This is a genomic window from Acinetobacter sp. YH01020 (assembly GCF_013420275.1).
GTDB classification, from domain to species: Bacteria; Pseudomonadota; Gammaproteobacteria; order Pseudomonadales; family Moraxellaceae; genus Acinetobacter; species Acinetobacter amyesii.
Map to the genome: position 1 here is coordinate 1 of NZ_VOYN01000046.1, position 19,554 is coordinate 19,554.

The window sequence follows — 19,554 nt, forward strand, 5'->3', positions numbered from 1 at the left end:
AATGGGAGTGCATGAGCTGTGGTACAGCTCATGATCGAGATATAAACTCAGCTCTAAACATTCTTGCGCTTGGGCATAAGCGTCTAGCTGTAGGAATCACCCTCTTTTAAGGGGGTGAGGATGTCAACTGATTGATAGATGTTAGTGCGAGAATAAAACTGAAAATTTCCTCATGATACATTTTTGGGAGTCTGTCTGAGCATCTTGTGGTCTTCAAAAGATGAAAGCTGGATGTCTTGCCTGAACTGAAATGATGCACAGATATTAACCAATGAAATCTCTGCTGCTGCACTTTTAGATGGCGAATAAAACATTGAAGGGTGGGTCTGTGGTGATGGTCGTTGGATCTTACTGTATTTTGATGACGTGTTTAATTGAAGCGGCACAGAATTTTAAAGTTTTAGCCTTGAATGCTTAAGCTAAACGCTGTGTATTAATCGCTTCAGCCCAGTCACAACATCCGCAGCGCGGGCAGGTATCCTGAGCACCGTAAATGTACATGGTTTTGCCACAGTGCGTACAGGCATACAGCTAATGCATTTTGATATCTCGAACCGCTTTATAGGGTTTCGGAAATAGTGGCAGTCCATAACGCACTTGTTCAGGTGGATAAAACAAAATACTAAATTTTCCATCACTTTCTAATAAACCAACTCGAACTTGTCCAAGATGCTCCACATTTTGCTGACGCATTTCAGAGAAGAATTCATCATGTGACATTTTACCTTGTTTAATCTTTTCTAAAACCAATTCACCATCTTCAACAATGTAGAGGGCTTTACCTTCAATTAAATCTTCAAAGGGTTGGTATTTCATCATGAGCCAAGTGATTACGCGGTATAAACCAATTACCACCGTCATCACAATGAGCGCTTGTAAGAGGGGGAGTTCCTCTTCAAACATCGGGTCGCCTGCAATTGAACCCAAAGCAAGGAGGATGGCAACTTCAAAGAGGGATAACTGACGCACGCCGCGTTTGCCTGTTAGGCGTAAGAATACGATGATTAAAACGAACATAATGACGCTACGCAAAATCACTTCGGCAGCAAAAGTCCATGTAGTGTCATGAATGAAAATTTGAGTGAAATCCATGTCTCATCCTTTTTTATCGTTATGTGTTTTTAACTTAGCAAAGCGCTGGGCGATAAAGCAGCTCAATTGTGTTAATTTTTAAGCACTATTCGAAAATGAATTTCATGCTAAAGGTATTGTATGAATGAGATATTTGATGAAAAAAAGTGCTTTAAAATAGCCATAAAAAAAGCACCGACGAATCGATGCTTTTGATGTGGTCTGGCAATATTTTAAGATGTTCAGTTATTTAATATGTTCTGCAATATCCGTAAAGATCACGCCTAAACCATGTGCGCCTGCATCTGGATAGCCAAGACTACGGTCGCCTACAGTTCCCGCACGTCCCATACGCGCTACGATCTCTTTGGTATTTTCAGCGCCTTGAACCGCCGCTTTTGCACCAAGTACAAAGTTTTCTTTAAAGGATTTATCGGTATGGGCAGACCAAGAATCTGCGCAAGGTACAAGTGCATCAATCAGGGTTTTATCACCCACCACTGCGCCGCGTCCAAATGAACGCTCACCTGTGGTTTGAATGCCTTTGACCGCTGCTTGCAGCATCTCGGCAAAATCAGCGACAGTTAAAACTGATTTGCCTTGAATTGATTTCGCTGCTGCACGGAATGCTGAACCCCAGATTGGGCCAGACGCGCCACCACAATGTTCCATAATGATCATTGAGCAGTTCAGCATGAATTCATCCATCTGCTGCGCTTGAATCAGACTTTGCCATTCACGTTTTAATTGCTTAAAGCCTTTCGCCACGCTCATACCGAAGTCGCCGTCACCAGCATGCGCGTCCAGCTCACAGAATGGCACTTCATTTCTAATGATGCAGGCAGACATCACATCCACCACATAACGCATGTTTTCGATGGTGAATTGCTCATTGCTAATCACCGCATGTTCAGGCTGTGTTTCAACTTGGGTGTTTACTACAGCTTTGGCTGAAGCATCTTTGGACACAAAAGTTAAAGGCTGTGCTGCTGAACCATCCATTTTAAATGCAGGGGTGTTGGCTGCTGCATCGAGGTAAGTTTTCAATTCATCATCGACAGAAAGCAAGGACACAGATGCACCATTCATGTCGATACTGGTCATATAGTTGCCGACAAATGTGCGGTAAATTTTGATGCCTTTACGTGCAAGGTGTTCGCATACATCATGGTTAAAGACATACAACTCTTGCAGCGGTGTGCTACCAAAACCGTTGACCAAAACTGCAACTTCAGTCAAATCAGGACGATCCAGAAATAGGTCATCAACAATGCGCTGCGCCAGTTCTTTAGATGGCAGGATTTTTTCACGACGGATGCCCGGTTCACCGTGGATGCCGACGCCATATTCCATTTCGTCATCAGCCAAAATAAACGTTGGCGTGCCTTTGGCTGGAACAGTACATGAGCTATAAGCAAAACCAAGGCTAATGACGTTGTCCGCAGCTTTTTGAGCAATCGCTTTTACGTCTGCAAGTTCTAAGCCTTTTGATGCTGCTGCGCCTGCAATCTTATGTACAAATACTGTGCCTGCAACACCACGACGACCTACTGTATATAGGCTGTCTTTAACCGCAATGTCATCTGCCACTTTTACATAGTCAACTTTAATGCCGTCTTCAGTTGCAAGGGCTGCGCCATTCTGGAAATTCATCATATCGCCAGAATAGTTTTTGATGATCATCAGCACGCCTTTGTCAGTTGCGACTTGCTGTAAGGCTTTATAGACCTGAATTTGCGATGGAGATGCAAATACATCACCACATACGGCAGCGTCTAACATGCCTGTACCGACAAAGCCTGCATGGGCAGGTTCGTGACCGCTACCACCACCACTGATAAGTGCCACGTTATTGTGCTTTTCTTTGCGTGAAATGATTTTGTGCGACTCGTTAAATGCGAGTTCTGGATGGGCAAGAACAAAGCCTTTGCACATTTCAATTACGATGTTTTCTGCACCGTTCATGAGTTTTTTCATGGATGTACCAATCTGTATTTATAGGGGAGAATGTAAAAAAGTTTATTATTATCGAAAAACATAATGTTTGCTGACATAAAAGTGTAAAAAAGGGCGGTTTTAGATTGAAGAGTTAGAAAATAAACATTTTTTGATATATAAATCTTGTTGGAATGAATCCCCCTAAATCCCCCTTTTTCAAAGTGGGATTTAGGGGAGATTTAAAAAAGAGAATAAAAAATGAAACCCTACAATAATAATTTAAAACAAGCCTCGCGTAATTTGCGCAATAACATGACCGATGCCGAGAAGCTGCTATGGTCACGGCTTCGCAATAAGCAAATTTTAGGTTTGCAATTTTATAGGCAAAAACCCATTTTAAATTTCATCGTAGATTTTTACTGTCCTGCCGCCAATTTAGTGATTGAGTGTGATGGTGGTCAGCATTTTACCCAAGAAGGATTGGAAGCGGATCTGATTCGGGATGAGGCTTTGGCTCAGCTTGGGCTAAAAGTGCTGAGGTTTGATAATGGGCAGGTGATGGGGCAGATTGATGATGTGGTGGAAGTGATTTATCTTTACTTTATTAAGAAATCTCCCTAAATCCCTCTTTAAGAAAGAGGGACTTCACGCGAATTAGATGATGGTTTTGGATTCGTGTAGTTCCTCCCTTTTAAAAGGAAGGTTAGGAGGGATTATATTTGTCCTTCATACATTTTTTTAGCTTCAGCTACTTTGTCTAATTTTCTATGAATTAAGGACACAGTTGATAAAATATCTAAAGCATCCTGTTCATCTATATTCCACGTAATTTTAGGGGCATGAGCTGTAGTATTTCTAAATGTTCCAAATATACCTTTAAGTAAATGCATAAAACCGTTTTGTTCACTCTGATGACTTGGTGTAGTTAAACTATTTAAGGCTAAATAAGGAACTTTATTTTTATACGCAAAAGCTTGATCTACTAATTCAGAACCATCACTGGTTAGTTTTGTTTTGATTCTAATTTTTTCAGCAATACTTTTAGTTGCTTCAAAAACTGCATGAAAATAATTATCTACGAGTAGTTCTGCTCTACAAAACGCTAAGACATCAGGATGTATTTTTCTATCTAATAAAGTTTTTCTTAAATTTTGCGCCCGTGCTTCAGCTTCATCAAAAGTTTGAACTTTGTCTGCTTGCTTGAGTTCGCCACTATCAGTGAGTTCAAAACCTTCAAATGACAAAACATAATTCAATTCAGTTCGTATATTTTCAAACCATTCTTTTCTATGGATATGACGTGAAGGGCGCATAACATATTTAATAAAAGCTAAGACATTATTAGAACAGCGATCTTCAGTTTGTTTTGAGGATAGAGCATCATATAAACGTTTCCATTTTGTTGAATTTAGTTGAAGATCTTTGATATTACATTCAGTCAGATATTTGGTGATTTCTGTTCCTGAAAGCCCGTTATTAGTTTCACCTAAAGTTTTACAGATACTTTCTAGGCTTCCTAGATCTAAACTTTTTATTATTGCCATTTTTCAATCTTAAATTTTTCATGGGTTTAAGTATTTTAAATACTAGTTTTATTTATAGCAATTAATCTCTCCCAACCTTCCTTTACAAAACGAAGAGCTGTCACGTAATGAATTCGATACGCGAAAGTCCCCCTTTGTAAAAGGGGGATTTAGGGGGATTACCTAAAAATTAAAGTAAATCTTTTAAGTCTTTAATTCGTTGATCAATAAGATCGGCATTACATGATAGATTGATTAGCTTAGATCCCGCACCTTGTACACTGCTAGATAGATAAGATACGAGTTCATCACAATGACTATTTTTATATAACAACCAATTCTTTTGAGAGGTTTCTAAAATTTTCTTACCTTCCTCATCCATAGTGTTATAAAGCTTTTGATAAGTTTGGTTGAGCTTGGTTTTATTAGATTTTAATTCTTTTTCATAACAGGCAATTTCATCATAAACATTACTAGCTTTACATTTTGCAAAAGTAAAAGATGAAATAAAAGGTAAAACTAAAAGTAAGAATATTTTTTTCAATTTTATAAAATTCGTTTATGTGTTTTTAAGATTTTTGATTATAAATAAAAAACCCCCTCATTCGAGGGGATTTTTTCAAACTAATTACTGAACCGAATCATCCAAATTCGGTGCTAACCAACGCTTCGCTTCATCCAAAGTCCAGCCTTTACGCTTTGCATAATCCTCAAGCTGATCGCCTGCGATTTTACCCACGTTAAAGTATTGGCTTTCAGGGTTTGCATAGTAGAAACCGCTGACAGATGAAGGCGGCCACATTGCAAAGCTAGTGGTCAATTGCGTACCAATCTTGTCAGTAGAACCTAACCAGTCAAACAACGGCGCTTTTTCAGAATGCTCAGGGCAAGCAGGGTAGCCCGGTGCAGGACGGATGCCCACATACTTCTCTTTAATCAATTCTTCATTGCTTAAGGTTTCAGACGCTTGGTTACCCCAGAACTCTTTACGGATACGTTCATGCAAATGCTCCGCAAACGCTTCCGCAAAACGGTCACCTAAAGATTGCGCAAGAATTGCAGAGTAGTCATCGCCTTTAGCTTTGTACTCATTTGCCATTTCTTCCGCACCAAAGATGGATACCGTGAAACCGCCCAAGTAGTCTTCTGCGACACCTTTAGGCGCAACAAAGTCCGCTAATGACAAGTTTGGTTTACCTGTCACTTTGTCAGACTGTTGACGAATGTGATGGAAGGTATGCGTAACCGATTGACCATCTTCGCTATACACTTCAACCGAATCCGCTGCTGAACGGTTTGCAGGGTAAACACCAAACACAGCACGAGCATCAAAACGTTTGTTGTCGATGATGTCTTTTAGCATGGTCTGTGCTTGTTCATACAAGTCAGTTGCTGCTTCACCTACAACTTCATCAGTTAAGATAGCAGGGAATTTACCTGCCAAACTCCAAGAAATGAAGAACGGTGTCCAGTCAAAGTATTCAACCAAAGTTTCCAATGGATAATTGGTCAGCGTTTGCGTACCAATAAAGTTTGGCTTCGCAGGCGCATTGGCTGCAAAGTCTATTTTCAAACCATTTTCTACAGATTCAGCATACGTCAGTTTGGCCGCTTTTGGCTGTTTATTGGCAATACGCTCACGGACTTTTTCATATTCAGCACGGGTTTCTGCTACAAACTTTGGCTTCATTTCCTTAGAAAGTAAAGTTGTTGCTACACCCACCGCACGAGATGCATCGGCAACATAAATGACTGCATCGTTTGAATATTGTGGATCAATTTTCACTGCCGTATGCGCTTTAGAAGTGGTTGCACCGCCAATCATCAATGGAACATTAAAGCCTTTGCGCTGCATTTCTTTCGCAACAAAAACCATTTCATCCAAAGACGGAGTGATTAGGCCAGATAGACCAATAATGTCGACTTTCTCATCAATGGCAGTTTGCAGAATCTTCTCGCAAGGCACCATCACGCCAAGGTCGATGATGTCATAACCATTACAGCCAAGTACTACGCCCACGATATTTTTACCGATGTCATGTACGTCACCTTTCACGGTTGCCATCAGGACTTTACCCTTAGATTGGCCAGCTGTTTTTTCCGCTTCAATGAACGGATTCAGCCAAGCTACAGCCTGTTTCATGACACGTGCAGATTTCACCACTTGCGGCAGGAACATTTTGCCTGAACCGAACAAATCACCTACAACATTCATGCCGTCCATCAGCGGACCTTCAATCACATCGAGTGGACGTTTAGCTTTCAGGCGTGCTTCTTCAGTATCTTCATCAATAAAGGTGGTGATACCTTTCACTAAAGCATGCTCAAGGCGCTTTTCTACGGGAAGCTCACGCCATTCCAAGTTTTCCACTTGTTTTTGCGCAGCACCTTGACCACGGTATTTTTCAGCAACTTCAAGCAGCTTTTCTGTAGCTTCTTGATGGCTTTCACCTTGGTTTTGGTTCAAGATCACATCTTCAACCGCAGCTTTCAGTTCAGCATCAATATCATCATAAATCGCCATTTGACCTGCGTTGACGATACCCATAGTCATGCCTTGCTGAATGGCATGGTATAAGAACACTGAGTGAATCGCTTCACGTACAGGTTCATTACCACGGAAGGAGAACGATACGTTAGACACACCGCCTGAAATCATCGCATGTGGTAAGTTTTGCTTGATCCAGCCTGTTGCTTCAATAAAGTCCACAGCATAGTTGTTGTGTTCTTCGATACCTGTTGCCACTGCAAACACGTTCGGGTCAAAAATGATGTCTTCAGCAGGGAAGCCCACTTCATTCACCAATACATCATAAGAGCGTTTACAGATTTCTTTTTTACGTGCAGCAGTGTCGGCCTGACCATTTTCGTCAAAGGCCATAACAATTACGGCAGCGCCATACTGACGGCACAAACGCGCTTTTGCAACGAACTCGTCATAGCCTTCTTTTAAGGAAATCGAGTTAACAACCGCTTTACCTTGTACACATTTTAAGCCCGCTTCAATGATTTCCCATTTAGATGAGTCAATCATGATCGGCACACGTGAAATTTCAGGTTCAGAGGCTACAAGATTCAGGAAGTGCACCATTGCGCCTTCTGAATCCAGCATGCCTTCATCCATGTTGATGTCGATAATCTGAGCACCGGCTTCAACTTGCTGCTGTGCAACTTCTAAAGCTTCGGCAAAGTTTTCTTCACGGATTAAACGTAGGAATTTTTTAGAACCTGTCACGTTGGTACGTTCACCGACGTTTACAAACAGCGAATCTTCTGTAATGTTGAACGGCTCTAAACCGCTTAAACGGCAAGCGGGTTTGGTTTCTGGCACTTGGCGTGGCTTAATGTCTTTTACGGCATTGGCAATAGCACGGATGTGATCCGGCGTTGTACCGCAGCAGCCGCCAGTGATGTTAATCAAGCCACTTTCTGCAAATTCTTTAATAAAGGCAGCGGTTTGTTCAGGGGTTTCATCATAACCGCCGAAGGCATTTGGTAAGCCAGCGTTCGGATGCGCCGAAACAAAAGTATCAGCAACGTCAGCAATGGTTTTTACATGCGGACGCATGGCATCTGCACCTAGGGCACAGTTAAAGCCAATAGACAATAAGTCACCATGACGCACAGAGTTCCAGAACGCTTCAGCAGTTTGGCCAGTTAAAGTTCGGCCAGAGGCATCGGTAATCGTGCCTGAAATCATCAATGGCAATTCATAGCCAAGCTGATTAAACACTTCTTTCACTGCAAAGATGGCAGCTTTACAGTTTAAAGTATCGAATACAGTTTCAATGAGCAGAATGTCCGCACCGCCTTCAATCAGGGCATGCGCAGCTTGAATATAGTTTTCTTTTAGCTCATCAAAAGTGATGTTACGGAATGCTGGGTCATTTACATTTGGCGAGATCGAGCAAGTGCGTGAAGTCGGCCCAAGCACACCTGCAACAAAACGCGGTTTTTCAGGCGTAGAGTATTTTTCACAAGCGGCTTTAGCAATACGCGCTGCTTCACGGTTGATCTCTGATACCAAATCTTCCATGTGGTAGTCAGACATTGAAACTTTAGTGCCGTTAAAGCTGTTGGTTTCAATAATGTCTGCGCCAGCATCGAGGTAGGCTTCATGAATGCCTTGGATAATTTGCGGCTGCGTCAACACCAATAGGTCATTATTGCCTTTGAGGTCAGATGCCCAATCTGCAAAACGCTCACCACGGTAGTCAGCTTCTTCGAGTTTATGACGCTGAATCATGGTGCCCATTGCACCGTCGATAATCAGAATCCGTTGAGCGAGCAGCTCTTTTAGGGTGGCAAGCGTGGACATAAATAACCCCAATCCGATGGAATATAAAATCGGCAAATATATTAACAGAATTCATTGCAGTTTTATTGATATTCAATCATCTTCACAGCGCGCAATTATTAGCTTGTTGAATTAATGAGCAATATTGCAACTTGATAATTTCATATTCCAATTTCATATAAATGTATGGAAAACTTCATGAATTTGTCATATTGCTCAGGCAAGATTAAAAAACATCCAGCAGGGCTATGCAATATGACAAAAAACATGACAGATGAAATATAAGCTGAAACATTGGGTTTCAAAGAAAATAAAGTTTAAATACGCAGATTAAATAACTGATTTACTTTATGAAAGTAGAGTATAAAAGTCGGTTTTTAACACTTTAAAAAAACAAATAAAGCATGAAAAATTGCTTTATATGACACCGCTTTGTCATATAATTGTCATAATTAAATTGAACAATATGGGGATTTTAAAATCCTCTATTCCTGCCTGCATGAATTCTAAACAAACTCCCGTAGATTCAGCGCACACGTCGACTACTCAAAAGTCTACGAATGTTCATGTGCCTACACCGAAATTCTTTATGCCGGTATTTTTAACGGTGATTATTTCAACGTTGATTTATATTGGTTTTCAGGTGACTGCCGATTTAGCGCATGTTCCGCCTTTAAGTCTTTATTCAATGATTTTATTGGGCACAGCCTTATTCATCGCACTTGGCTTTGAATTTGTAAATGGTTTCCATGACACTGCAAACGCAGTGGCAACAGTGATTTATACCAACGCCTTGTCAGCACCAGTTGCGGTAATGTGGGCAGGTTTCTGTAACTTTCTGGGTGTAATGGTTGCCAGTGGTGCAGTCGCTTACGGCATTATTGCCTTATTACCTGTTGAATTGATTATGAATGTCGGTTCAGGTGCTGGTTTTGCCATGGTTTTCGCTATGTTGATCGCAGCGATTTTGTGGAATTTAGGGACTTGGTTCTTAGGCATCCCAGCGTCTAGTTCGCATACTTTGATTGGTTCTATTCTTGGCGTTGGCATCATGAACTACCTGTTAAATGCAGGCGGTGGTGCGAGCGGTGTAGATATGGAGCAGGTGCTTAAAGTCGGTAAGGCTTTATTGTTCTCTCCACTGATTGGTTTTGCATTTGCAGCCCTAGTTTTCTTGTTGGTGAAGCGTATTTTCCGCAAACAGCTAGAATTGTTTCAGCCACCAGAAGGCAATAAGCCGCCACCACCACTGATTCGTGCAATTTTGATCTTTACCTGTACAGGTGTAAGTTTTGCGCACGGTTCAAATGATGGTCAAAAAGGTATGGGTCTGATCATGCTGATTTTAATCGGATGTGTGCCATTGGCTTATTCATTGAATAAGAACTTAGATAATCAACATATTCAATCTTTCCATCAGTTATCTGCTCAAACTGCGACTGCGATCTACGCAGAGCATAAGGATATTCCTGATGCACAAGCACGTGATGTACTCACCAAATACATTCAAACCAAAGAAGTCAGCCCAGAAGTTGTGCCAGCTTTGGCAAGTTTGACCGATCATTTAGGTGAGCGTGTTGCACAGTATGGCGACTTAAAAGATATTCCTGAACAAGAAGTATCTTCGATTCGTAATGACATGTACTTAAGTACTACTGCTTTTAAACGTCTAGATAAAGCTGAACAACTACCAGCAATGGCAGAAGCTGAACAAAAGACAGTGAAGGAATATCGTAGTCACTTAGATTCGTTCTTACAGTACATTCCAACATGGGTGAAAGTCGCTGTTGCATTGGCACTGGGTCTTGGAACCATGGTGGGTTGGAAACGTATTGTTGTGACTGTCGGTGAACGTATTGGTAAAAACCACATGACCTATGGTCAGGGCATGTCTGCCGAGCTTGTTGCTATGTCAACGATTGCTGCTGCGGATGGTTTTGGTATGCCTGTATCGACCACACACGTATTGAACTCTGCGGTTGCAGGTACCATGGTCGCGAATAAATCGGGTCTGAACTTTGCAACAGTGAAGACCATTCTATCGGCTTGGGTCTTCACTTTACCTGCAACGATCTGTCTATCAGGCTGCTTGTACTGGTTATTCTTGAAAGTGTTCTAAGCAACTCAAATTCCAGATATAAAAAAACGCTGCTTCGGCAGCGTTTTCTTATGGCTTTATCTCAGACATCACCGATTTTAATGGGATGACTGAGAGCTGAATTAGAACAATCAAACTAGCGAGTTGAAGCTTTGCAAAGTTCAACACTTATTTGAACCAATGCAGTTACGCTTTTTTAAACAGTCCCAATACTTTTTTCACGGGCAATTTCTCTTCAGCAAAACCATACAGCGCTGCAAAAGGTAAGGCAGTACGCGCCAAATAAGCCACACGCCATAAGCCACCATGGTTGGCACCATGCATCATGAGTTCTAATGGGTGGTCTAGCGCCGTTTCAGGGTTAGCAACCGATTGAGGGTTTCTCAAGTCGTGAATCCATAAAGCCGCCATGAGTGCATTGGTGGTTTCAGGTTGGAAGGATTCCACATCAAATAAACTCGCACCATTAAATGCGGCTTTTAATAATGGATTCTTCGTCACTGAGCGGGTCGTGGTGGATGGCGCAATATTAATACTAACCCGCTGACCATTTTGACGTGCGACAGTTGCGCGCCATTGTTGGATACGTTTTGCGAGTGCGTAGTTTGGACCTTGTTCCACCACCAGACAGTCAGCAATACCATAGGATTTTCCATTGTCTGCTGTGGTGGTTTGCTCATTATTTTGCTTAAAGAAATGCTGACCTGTGACTTTGGCAATACTTTGTGTCAATAGTTTTTGTGCAGAAGCACGGTTTTGGAATTTGGCTTGCGCTGCCGTAACAATCTCTTCTGGAACCGCATAGACATCGGTCGGAGTACACATAAACATCAAGCTGGTGTCGGCTTTTTGTTGGCTGACATAGGCCATGATGCTGTCCATTGCCATTGCAACACGAACATGCTTTTCACCATCTAAATAGGCAATTGCAGCCAGATCTAGTTGATGTTCACTTTGTGCAAGCCATTGTGCAATTTCAGGAATGTGTGTCAGTAAATTGGCGCCCAATTTGTGTTTTAGTTCTTGAATGGGTGTGTCTTCATGCACAGCGTCGAGACTTGGTGAATATAAAGTGGCATTACCGGCCTGAACCGTGCTTAAGATTCGATCCCAAACACGTTCATTATTGAGGTCGATTGCCACAATATTGGCTTTCCATTTTGCTAACCACGTCAGAGGGCCAGCTTCGGAGGCAGCACCAAAAAGCACCATAGTCCGATCTGACAAATCGAACCATTCTGGGTGTGCAATGGCTTCACGTAATGCGTCGGCATGACTGGCTTCAATGATGCCAGCATCTTGCCATTTTTGAATCTGAGCCAGTAAAGCCTCACCTTGAAGTTTTTGACCATGATAGGGCACATACCACTCAGGCGCTGCGTCACTTTCACCTTTTAATTTCACGGTATGCAGCGGATGTGCAGTCAAAGCTACTGCATCTTTGAGCGTATACTTTTCTTGATTACGATAAAACTCAAAGACGTGATGCGCTTTATTTAAACCTTGCTCAGCAATGTTGATCGCAGCTTCAGATGATTGAATTCCTTGTTCAACCAAGGCTTTAAAATATTCAGGATATTTTTTACGCCAGTTTTTTTCTTGTTTTGCACGTACAGAAGAGTGATGGTCAACTGCAGCTAAGGCTTCAGCGATAATTTCACGACCAGTTTTAGATGTACTCGGCTTTTGGTTTGAAGCCGAAATGGGAAATTGAAGACCTTCAGTTGAACTCGACATGCAAAATATCTCAGCTAATTTTGTCATTAATATACAGATGTATACATTATCTATGCCAAATTAAAAAATAGGGTGGCATAAAGTGCCAGATTTATATGATTTGTCATGTGCTTTTGTGAACTTTCGTAGAATATACAGCTTCAAATTTTATTGCTGGAATTGAAAAAGCCTTCGGTTTGAAGGCTTAAAAGAAGAGGGCATGAAATCAGCAACGGCAAATCAACAACGGCCTTTTTTAGCCTGTCCGGGCGGGCAAAAGTCGCCATGTCGATCTGGGTAATTGTAAGGATAGTGATTACGATCTGGGTCGACCACGATACTGCCTTCACGAGTGTGAACGGCACAAGCACTCAACACGCAGGTCAACAGCAAACTTGAGAACATCAGGACTATTTTCATTGGAATTTTCCCTTTTTTATTCTGTGTCATTTCAGTTTAAATCAGGGCATGGGTAGATAGCGTTTCAATCTGCTGTGAAATTGTATAGCTCGATATTCAAAGTGCGGTGTTGTAGATATGGGAAATTGGCTAAAGAAAAGATCAATGGTCATGAGGTTAAACTCGGCGCAATAAAAAAGCCTAAACTGAAACGGTTTAGGCTGTCATTTTACTGGTTAAATCAGACTGATTTTTTAGACTTAACGTTAGAAAGGAACGTTTAATAACTGACTTAAGAAATGTGGAATGAGTTTCGGTTCAAGAATAATCGTCATGATTACACCATACGCTGCGCCCCAAAGGTGTGCGCTGTGGTTAATGTTGCTGTTGCCACGTTTACCTGACCAAATACTATAAGCCACATAAAGCACGGCAAAAATAATTGCAGGAACAGGAATAAAGAATACAAAAATCAGTTTCCACGGTTCAAACAAGATATACGCAAAAAGTACCGCAGATACCGCCCCAGAAGCCCCTAAACTTGCCCAATGGGTATCATGCTTATGTTTTAAATAACTCGGAATAATCGCAGCGATCAAACCGCCCAAGTAAAACAGCACAAAGCCCATGTCGAAAAAATATTGGCGATAAAAACTTTCAATCACGCTACCAAAGAAAAATAAGGTAATCATGTTGAATAATAGGTGCGCGCCATCTGCATGAATAAAACCATGGCTAATAAATCGGTCATACTCGCCACGACTGAGGGCAGGCGGCCAAAATAACAAACGATTCATCACTTTCTGATTTGAAAATGCAATCAGTGAAATCACCACCGTAATCAGGATAATGGTCACGGTGTGGTTAAAGGGTAGGCCCAACATATATGACTATTCTACTTGTTAAAATTTATGCTCAATAATGCCATTAAATCTGCCTAAAGCGTGAACTTTCAGAATAATTCCGACAATTTTAGTTGATTTTTTTCTAATGCCCCGCATCTTAAGTTAAAATAGCGACTTCAGCTTGAGGAAATATTGTAATGTCGACTGAGAACAAGAGCACAGCAGTTGCTGAAGAAATTCCAAACCTATTGATCACACCAAATGCCCAAGAGTATTTGAAAGATCTTTTGGATAAACAAAATACACCGGGCATTGGTGTACGTGTTTTTGTGGAAAATCCGGGTACGCCACGTGCTGAATGTTGTATGGCTTACAGTGCACCAGAAGAAGTTGTGCCTACAGACTATAAACAAGACTATCCAGATTTCCCTGCATTTATTGACACACCGTCTATTCCATATCTTTTGGATGCGGTGATTGACTATAACAAAGACCGTTTTGGTGGTCAGTTAACTTTCCGTGCGCCAAACTCAAAAGTGCCACGTGTGGGTCCAGATGCCTCTGTAGAAGAGCGAATCACTTATGTTCTACAGTCAGAAATTAACCCTGGACTTGCAGGTCATGGTGGTAACTGTGCATTGGTAGAGGTGGTTGAAGATGCAGAACATGGTTTAACTGCAGTGCTTAAATTCGGTGGTGGTTGCCAAGGTTGTTCTTCAATCGATTTAACCCTGAAACAAGGTGTTGAAACAACATTGAAGCAGCATGTACCTGAGTTAATGCGTGTTGTTGACCAAACGGATCACAGTAATACTGAAGGTGCTTATTTCAAATAAGTTCAGTATTTTTATAAAAAGCCGCAACGTTGCGGCTTTTTTATTGTCTAAATCAAAAAAACGAAGATTTTTAGATATTTCTAGGGTTTTTACATCAAAATGATAAGCTATATCACAAATATAAATGAGAATGATTATTGAAATTAATTGCAATATTGTTTGTGGTGGTTACAATGTGCAACACATTATTCTAGATTTCTCCATAAATACGTTTATTTGGAAGCACTCAATGACCAAACAACTATTAAAATCAACGCTTACACTTTCAATACTCTGTGCATTGGTAAGTTTGACGCATGCAAAAGATGTGCACACTGAAGCATCAGATGAATCCGTAACGAAGATGGAAACCATTGTTGTTACTGCAGCAGAACAAGTTAAACAATCATTAGGTGCTTCAAAAATTACGGCAGAAGATTTAGAAAAAATACCGGTTGTTAATGATATTTCAGAATATGTGCGCCGTATGCCGGGTGTAAATTTGACTGGTAACAGTGCCACCGGGCAACGTGGTAATAACCGTCAGATTGATATCCGTGGAATGGGGCCTGAAAACACGTTGATCTTAATTGATGGTAAGCCTGTAAATTCGAGAAACTCAGTACGTTATGGCTGGCGCGGTGAGCGTGATACACGTGGCGATTCGAACTGGGTACCTGCAGATGCTATTGAATCGATTGAAGTGCTGCGTGGTCCAGCAGCAGCGCGTTATGGTTCAGGTGCGATGGGTGGTGTGGTCAATATTAAAACCAAGAAAGTGACCAACGACGTGCATGGCTCTGTGGAAGTTTTTACCAATCAACCTGAAGACGCTAAAGAGGGCGCAAGTCACCGTGAAAGCTTTAACTTAAGCGGGCCAATTCTCAAAGATGTCCTTTCATATCGGTTATACGGTAGTTATAACAAAACCGATTCAGATGCTGCGGATATTAATGCCTTAATGGACAATGGCGCGCGTATGGCGGGTCGAGAAGGCGTTGAAAATAAAGATATTGCAGGGCGTTTGGCTTGGCAGTTGAACGATCAACAAGTCTTGATGTTTGACGCAAGTGTTGGCCGCCAAGGCAACCGTTTTGCAGGTGACAGTCAAAACAGTGTATTTGATCCAGCCGATCCGAACAAGGCGCCCATTTTATCCGCTTTAATTGGCGAAGAAACCAATACCATTTATCGTGATACTTTTGCATTAACTCATGAAGGTACGTGGGGGTGGGGTGACAGTAAACTCATTGCGCAATATGATAAAACTAAAAATAAACGCCTACCTGAAGGGACAGGCGGTAGTACAGAGGGTCAGATTAATAATCTTGAAAATAAACAAACGTCACATCTAGAAACCATTCGCTTTAATGCAGAAGCCAATCTGCCGTTCCAATGGTATGTCCCACAAGTATTAACTTTAGGCACTGAGTGGGTCGAAGATGACTTTACCGATACGGTTAATACACAAGCTGGCGCAGGCGGTTTTGGTGATGCGCTGACTTCAGGTGACCGTTCACAAATGGATTCACGGATTGCGTCGGCCTATATTGAAAATAATATGAATTTGGGCGAAAGCACCGATGTTGTTTTGGCACTGCGTTATGATAATCATAGTAAATCGGGAGATAGCTGGAGTCCAAGTCTCAATATTACGCAAAAACTTGGTGACTATTGGACACTAAAAGGTGGTGTAGCTAAGGCGTATAAAGCACCCAATATGTACCAAAATGCGGAAGGTTATCTGTTAAGCACTCGCGGTAATGGCTGTCCAATTGGGCTGAGCCAATGTTTATTACAAGGTAATGGTGATCTCAAACCTGAAACTTCAGTGAATAAAGAATTAGGTGTACAGTTTGAAAAAGACATCGTGAATGCAAGTTTTGCATGGTTCCGTAATGATTATAAAAATAAGATCGTTGCTGGGGATACACGTCTAGAAGAAATAGAAGTAAATGGTACAACGTATAATGTATTGCGTTGGATGAATACGCCAGAAGCCTTGGTGGAAGGCGTTGAAGGAAGTATTTCTTTGGACTGGGGTGATATCACGTGGACCAATAACGTCACCTATATGATCAACTCTGAAGATAAACGTACTGGCAATCCACTTTCAGTGATTCCAAATTACACCATAAACTCTATTTTGAACTACAACATCACGGATCGATTAGACAGTAACTTTGTCTATACCCAATATGGTCGTCAAAAACCACGTCAATATGCAGAAACTAGTCTTGAAAGCAAAAATGGCTTGGCGATGGATAGCGTGAAAAGTTATGGCATTGCAGGCATTAACTTTGGTTATAAATTTAATGCGGCTTTAAGTGCTCGTATCGGTGTGAATAACCTATTTGATGAGAAAAAACTGCGTGATAAAACGGTCAACCAAACATATAACGAGCCGGGTCGAGCTTATTATGCAAGTTTGAAATACCAGTTCTAAGTATTTCTAAAAGAAAAGCCGCTTAACGCGGCTTTTTTTATGTTGGGATATTTAAAATTTTCAGTGCTTCACTTGAGTAGTAGAATTGTTCTAAATAGAGACGTGAACGCTCACGCAAATAACCCGACTCAATCATTTGTTGAACGATAGGATTGAGTAAGTTTTGAAGTTCATGCTGAATCAGTGCTTCATCAATATTTAAATCACGTAGCAATAAATCAAAAGGGCGTTCTGCATTGCGCACGTACCAAGCGTATACGCCATCATGCACTTGCTGTTTCATATACTCAGACTGTCGCATAAAGTCCCAAATTTCATGACCCATGGCAACTGTTTGCGGCAAGTCCTGAACTTCAACATAGTTCTTTAATACTGAAACTGGCAGCGCTTTAATTTTATGCCACAAATTGGCTTGAAAATAGTACAGCTTATGATCATCAAAGTGCTGATTTAACACGGTTTCACTCATTTGACTGAGCTTTAAAATATTCTTTTGTAAGTATTTGCTGACTGCATTATCTAAATTGGTATCAGTGACATTTTCCAGTACCGATTTCCCCATTTTCATAAATCGTGAAACACCGGGGACCGATTTCGCAATAACTGAGTTGTCTAAATAATCTTGTATCGCATGTTGAATCAACTGACTGATCATGGCTGAAAATGCAGGATTGTTGACCATGGTATGAATTAAACGCTGACGATGTCCCTGTTTACTCGCCACATACTGTGCAATTTTATCGATGGTCAACACTGGAATGATTTCGGCAATCGTGGTGCTGTCATTTGCAGGGTGAATCAGTGCAAATTTGATATGTTCAGCAATTTGCTCAATCAGAAATTGACTTGCAGGGGTATTTAAAATTTGTTTTTGCAACAAGGTATTGATTTGATCAAAACTCCAAATCTGCTGCAAAGATTGTTTACGAAACCATTGATAAAAATGGGTGAATTCAGTGGCTACGGTATCATTGTGTGAAAAGCTCTGATCTAAAAAGTTCAGTTGAGCGTCAATCAACTGCTCAATCATCGGGTTTTTCTGCATACTTTCCCTGAAGTCCCAGTGATGGGTATCTAAAAATGGCGAATGCTCAGTTTAACTGAATCAGTTTATCTACCAAAGGATTTTTAAACTTTTGACTTTTAGCAAGGAAAGGCAAGTAATGGTCTGCAACTTGTTGTTCAGCTTCTAAGATTGGCATATGACCGACGTTATTTAAAATCACAGGGGTTTCTGCACGTTTCAGTAAAGACTTGAGTTCGCCAGCCACTTCAACATTAAAGATTTTATCTTGTTTGCCCCAAAGGATCAGGGTTGGTGCTTCCACCGTTCGTGTTAATCGGGCAAAAGTTTCAGGGGTGTAGATTCGATTGAGCGTGACGACTTGATCGATCATTTTACTGGTGAAGGGCGCACGCGCAATTAAGATATTTTCCTGCGCTTCTTTAAGCTGTGTCGGAACATTAGGCGGATTCTGCATGAGTTTATGCATAACATCATCTAAATCCCCCGGTTTTGAAACGATTAAATTTTTAAGTTTATACGGGTCACGGGTATAACTGGTATTGGCTTGTTTATAAATGCCCGCGCTGTTGAGTAAAAATAAACTTTGGGTATCAAAAGGATATTGAGAGGCATATACCGTTGCAATGGACCCACCCAATGAGTGACCTGCGACATTAAGTTTATCTTCAATATCTATTTTAAGGACAAACTGGCGTAGTTGTTCCGTGACATTCGGCACTGAGACATCAAAATCGACCGGCACATGCGTATCGCCATTGGCCGGAAGGTCAGGGATGATCACGTGATAGTTCGGTGTTAAATAATGCGCAACACGGTTCCAATTATCACGTGTGCCGCCTAAACCATGAATCAGCAAGATGGTAGGTTTAGAGCGTTGACCACCTTCGCTATAACTCCAATTCACATTCCCGACTTGAACACTGTGTGTGACTAAACCAGCCGCTTTACGTTCTTGGCTCAAATAATTTTGCACGATAGAGGGTACGGCCAGGTTTTTGCTGATGGGAGATGGATTTGCAGCCAAAGCATGGTTGGCAGTAAACGTCATACAGCAAATTGTTGCTAGCTTGAAAAAACCAAAAACGCGTGAATGATATCCTTTCATTGACGTTTACCCCAGTTAAATCGAATCGATATATTTTTTAGATCATTTATATGACTATTATCAGAATGGGCTGAAATAGCAAAAGCGTATATTTATGAAATATATTGTAAATTAAAAATGACCTTTGTCATCCATTGCTTTTTTGACGTAGTTAAACTTGCGTTTTAATAATGTGAACCATTACAGAAAAAATAATTTTTTTTGATGAATATGGAGTAGCATTTTCTATCAAGATGAATCGTCGTAGAAAAAATTCACAGCAATTGTTTTTGCA

General features: G+C 41.1%; 14 protein-coding genes and 1 pseudogene. 5 read left to right on the plus strand and 10 right to left on the minus strand.

Annotated features, from left to right (window positions below; translation table 11 throughout):
• The coding region (locus tag FTT85_RS14530; RefSeq protein ID WP_179994364.1) for a zinc ribbon domain-containing protein at positions 1-110 on the plus strand (110 nt) is incomplete at its 5' end.
• A 304-nt stretch (positions 111-414) separates the two neighbouring features.
• Here the strand turns inward: FTT85_RS14530 and FTT85_RS14535 are convergent.
• Both FTT85_RS14535 and dhaK read right to left on the minus strand, forming a co-directional pair.
• Positions 415-1,092: pseudogene (locus tag FTT85_RS14535) on the minus strand (DUF421 domain-containing protein).
• 225 nt (positions 1,093-1,317) lie between these two features.
• A complete protein-coding gene (dhaK, locus tag FTT85_RS14540; protein ID WP_180164114.1) occupies positions 1,318-3,048 on the minus strand; it encodes a dihydroxyacetone kinase subunit DhaK in 1,731 nt (576 codons plus the stop codon).
• A 219-nt stretch (positions 3,049-3,267) separates the two neighbouring features.
• Between dhaK and FTT85_RS14545 the strand changes: the two genes are divergently transcribed.
• Positions 3,268-3,630 (plus strand): endonuclease domain-containing protein, encoded by a 363-nt coding sequence (locus tag FTT85_RS14545; protein WP_180164112.1) that lies wholly within the window; start codon positions 3,268-3,270, stop codon positions 3,628-3,630.
• A 92-nt stretch (positions 3,631-3,722) separates the two neighbouring features.
• Here the strand turns inward: FTT85_RS14545 and FTT85_RS14550 are convergent, their stop codons facing one another.
• From FTT85_RS14550 to metH, 3 genes are all read right to left on the minus strand, one after another.
• Positions 3,723-4,553, minus strand: coding sequence for a TIGR02391 family protein (locus FTT85_RS14550; protein WP_180115409.1), 831 nt, complete (start codon positions 4,551-4,553; stop codon positions 3,723-3,725).
• A 169-nt stretch (positions 4,554-4,722) separates the two neighbouring features.
• A complete protein-coding gene (locus FTT85_RS14555; RefSeq protein ID WP_218953201.1) occupies positions 4,723-5,076 on the minus strand; it encodes a lysozyme inhibitor LprI family protein in 354 nt (117 codons plus the stop codon).
• Positions 5,077-5,160: 84 nt separating this feature from the next.
• Positions 5,161-8,850: a methionine synthase gene (metH, locus tag FTT85_RS14560; protein WP_180183848.1), complete on the minus strand. Its 3,690-nt coding sequence runs from the start codon at positions 8,848-8,850 to the stop codon at positions 5,161-5,163.
• A gap of 478 nt (positions 8,851-9,328) precedes the next feature.
• Between metH and FTT85_RS14565 the strand changes: the two genes are divergently transcribed.
• Positions 9,329-10,948: an inorganic phosphate transporter gene (locus FTT85_RS14565; RefSeq protein WP_180026505.1), complete on the plus strand. Its 1,620-nt coding sequence runs from the start codon at positions 9,329-9,331 to the stop codon at positions 10,946-10,948.
• A gap of 165 nt (positions 10,949-11,113) precedes the next feature.
• On the opposite strand, the gene FTT85_RS14570 is transcribed toward FTT85_RS14565, so the two are convergent.
• The 3 genes from FTT85_RS14570 to FTT85_RS14580 form a co-directional block, all read right to left on the minus strand.
• Complete coding sequence (locus FTT85_RS14570; protein WP_180164108.1) at positions 11,114-12,664, minus strand: hypothetical protein; 1,551 nt, start codon at positions 12,662-12,664, stop codon at positions 11,114-11,116.
• Positions 12,665-12,883: 219 nt separating this feature from the next.
• The gene (locus tag FTT85_RS14575) at positions 12,884-13,063 is read right to left on the minus strand and encodes a hypothetical protein (RefSeq protein WP_180005268.1); all 180 of its coding nucleotides are present in this window, start codon (positions 13,061-13,063) and stop codon (positions 12,884-12,886) included.
• 245 nt (positions 13,064-13,308) lie between these two features.
• Complete coding sequence (locus FTT85_RS14580; RefSeq protein WP_111884441.1) at positions 13,309-13,926, minus strand: rhomboid family intramembrane serine protease; 618 nt, start codon at positions 13,924-13,926, stop codon at positions 13,309-13,311.
• Positions 13,927-14,084: 158 nt separating this feature from the next.
• Between FTT85_RS14580 and nfuA the strand changes: the two genes are divergently transcribed.
• Both nfuA and FTT85_RS14590 read left to right on the plus strand, forming a co-directional pair.
• Positions 14,085-14,723, plus strand: a complete 639-nt coding sequence (gene nfuA / locus FTT85_RS14585) for a Fe-S biogenesis protein NfuA (RefSeq protein WP_180164106.1) — start codon at positions 14,085-14,087, stop codon at positions 14,721-14,723.
• Between the two features lie 229 nt (positions 14,724-14,952).
• Positions 14,953-17,148 carry a TonB-dependent siderophore receptor gene (locus FTT85_RS14590; RefSeq protein ID WP_180164104.1) on the plus strand — a complete coding sequence of 732 codons (2,196 nt, stop codon included), beginning with the start codon at positions 14,953-14,955 and terminating at the stop codon, positions 17,146-17,148.
• A gap of 37 nt (positions 17,149-17,185) precedes the next feature.
• On the opposite strand, the gene FTT85_RS14595 is transcribed toward FTT85_RS14590, so the two are convergent.
• Both FTT85_RS14595 and FTT85_RS14600 read right to left on the minus strand, forming a co-directional pair.
• A complete protein-coding gene (locus FTT85_RS14595; protein WP_180164102.1) occupies positions 17,186-18,193 on the minus strand; it encodes a hypothetical protein in 1,008 nt (335 codons plus the stop codon).
• Positions 18,194-18,239: 46 nt separating this feature from the next.
• Positions 18,240-19,280 carry an alpha/beta fold hydrolase gene (locus FTT85_RS14600; protein WP_373685252.1) on the minus strand — a complete coding sequence of 347 codons (1,041 nt, stop codon included), beginning with the start codon at positions 19,278-19,280 and terminating at the stop codon, positions 18,240-18,242.
• Between the last annotated feature and the right edge of the window lie 274 nt (positions 19,281-19,554).

What these genes read in the sequence shown, in the direction of transcription:
- dhaK (WP_180164114.1), bottom strand. Translation starts at nt 3,048, where the DNA reads ATGAAAAAACTCATGAACGGTGCAGAAAACATCGTAATTGAAATGTGC.
- FTT85_RS14580 (WP_111884441.1), bottom strand. Translation starts at nt 13,926, where the DNA reads ATGTTGGGCCTACCCTTTAACCACACCGTGACCATTATCCTGATTACG.
- FTT85_RS14550 (WP_180115409.1), bottom strand. Translation starts at nt 4,553, where the DNA reads ATGGCAATAATAAAAAGTTTAGATCTAGGAAGCCTAGAAAGTATCTGT.
- FTT85_RS14575 (WP_180005268.1), bottom strand. Translation starts at nt 13,063, where the DNA reads ATGAAAATAGTCCTGATGTTCTCAAGTTTGCTGTTGACCTGCGTGTTG.
- metH (WP_180183848.1), bottom strand. Translation starts at nt 8,850, where the DNA reads ATGTCCACGCTTGCCACCCTAAAAGAGCTGCTCGCTCAACGGATTCTG.
- FTT85_RS14565 (WP_180026505.1), top strand. Translation starts at nt 9,329, where the DNA reads ATGAATTCTAAACAAACTCCCGTAGATTCAGCGCACACGTCGACTACT.
- FTT85_RS14570 (WP_180164108.1), bottom strand. Translation starts at nt 12,664, where the DNA reads ATGTCGAGTTCAACTGAAGGTCTTCAATTTCCCATTTCGGCTTCAAAC.
- nfuA (WP_180164106.1), top strand. Translation starts at nt 14,085, where the DNA reads ATGTCGACTGAGAACAAGAGCACAGCAGTTGCTGAAGAAATTCCAAAC.
- FTT85_RS14590 (WP_180164104.1), top strand. Translation starts at nt 14,953, where the DNA reads ATGACCAAACAACTATTAAAATCAACGCTTACACTTTCAATACTCTGT.
- FTT85_RS14600 (WP_373685252.1), bottom strand. Translation starts at nt 19,280, where the DNA reads ATGAAAGGATATCATTCACGCGTTTTTGGTTTTTTCAAGCTAGCAACA.
- FTT85_RS14595 (WP_180164102.1), bottom strand. Translation starts at nt 18,193, where the DNA reads ATGCAGAAAAACCCGATGATTGAGCAGTTGATTGACGCTCAACTGAAC.
- FTT85_RS14545 (WP_180164112.1), top strand. Translation starts at nt 3,268, where the DNA reads ATGAAACCCTACAATAATAATTTAAAACAAGCCTCGCGTAATTTGCGC.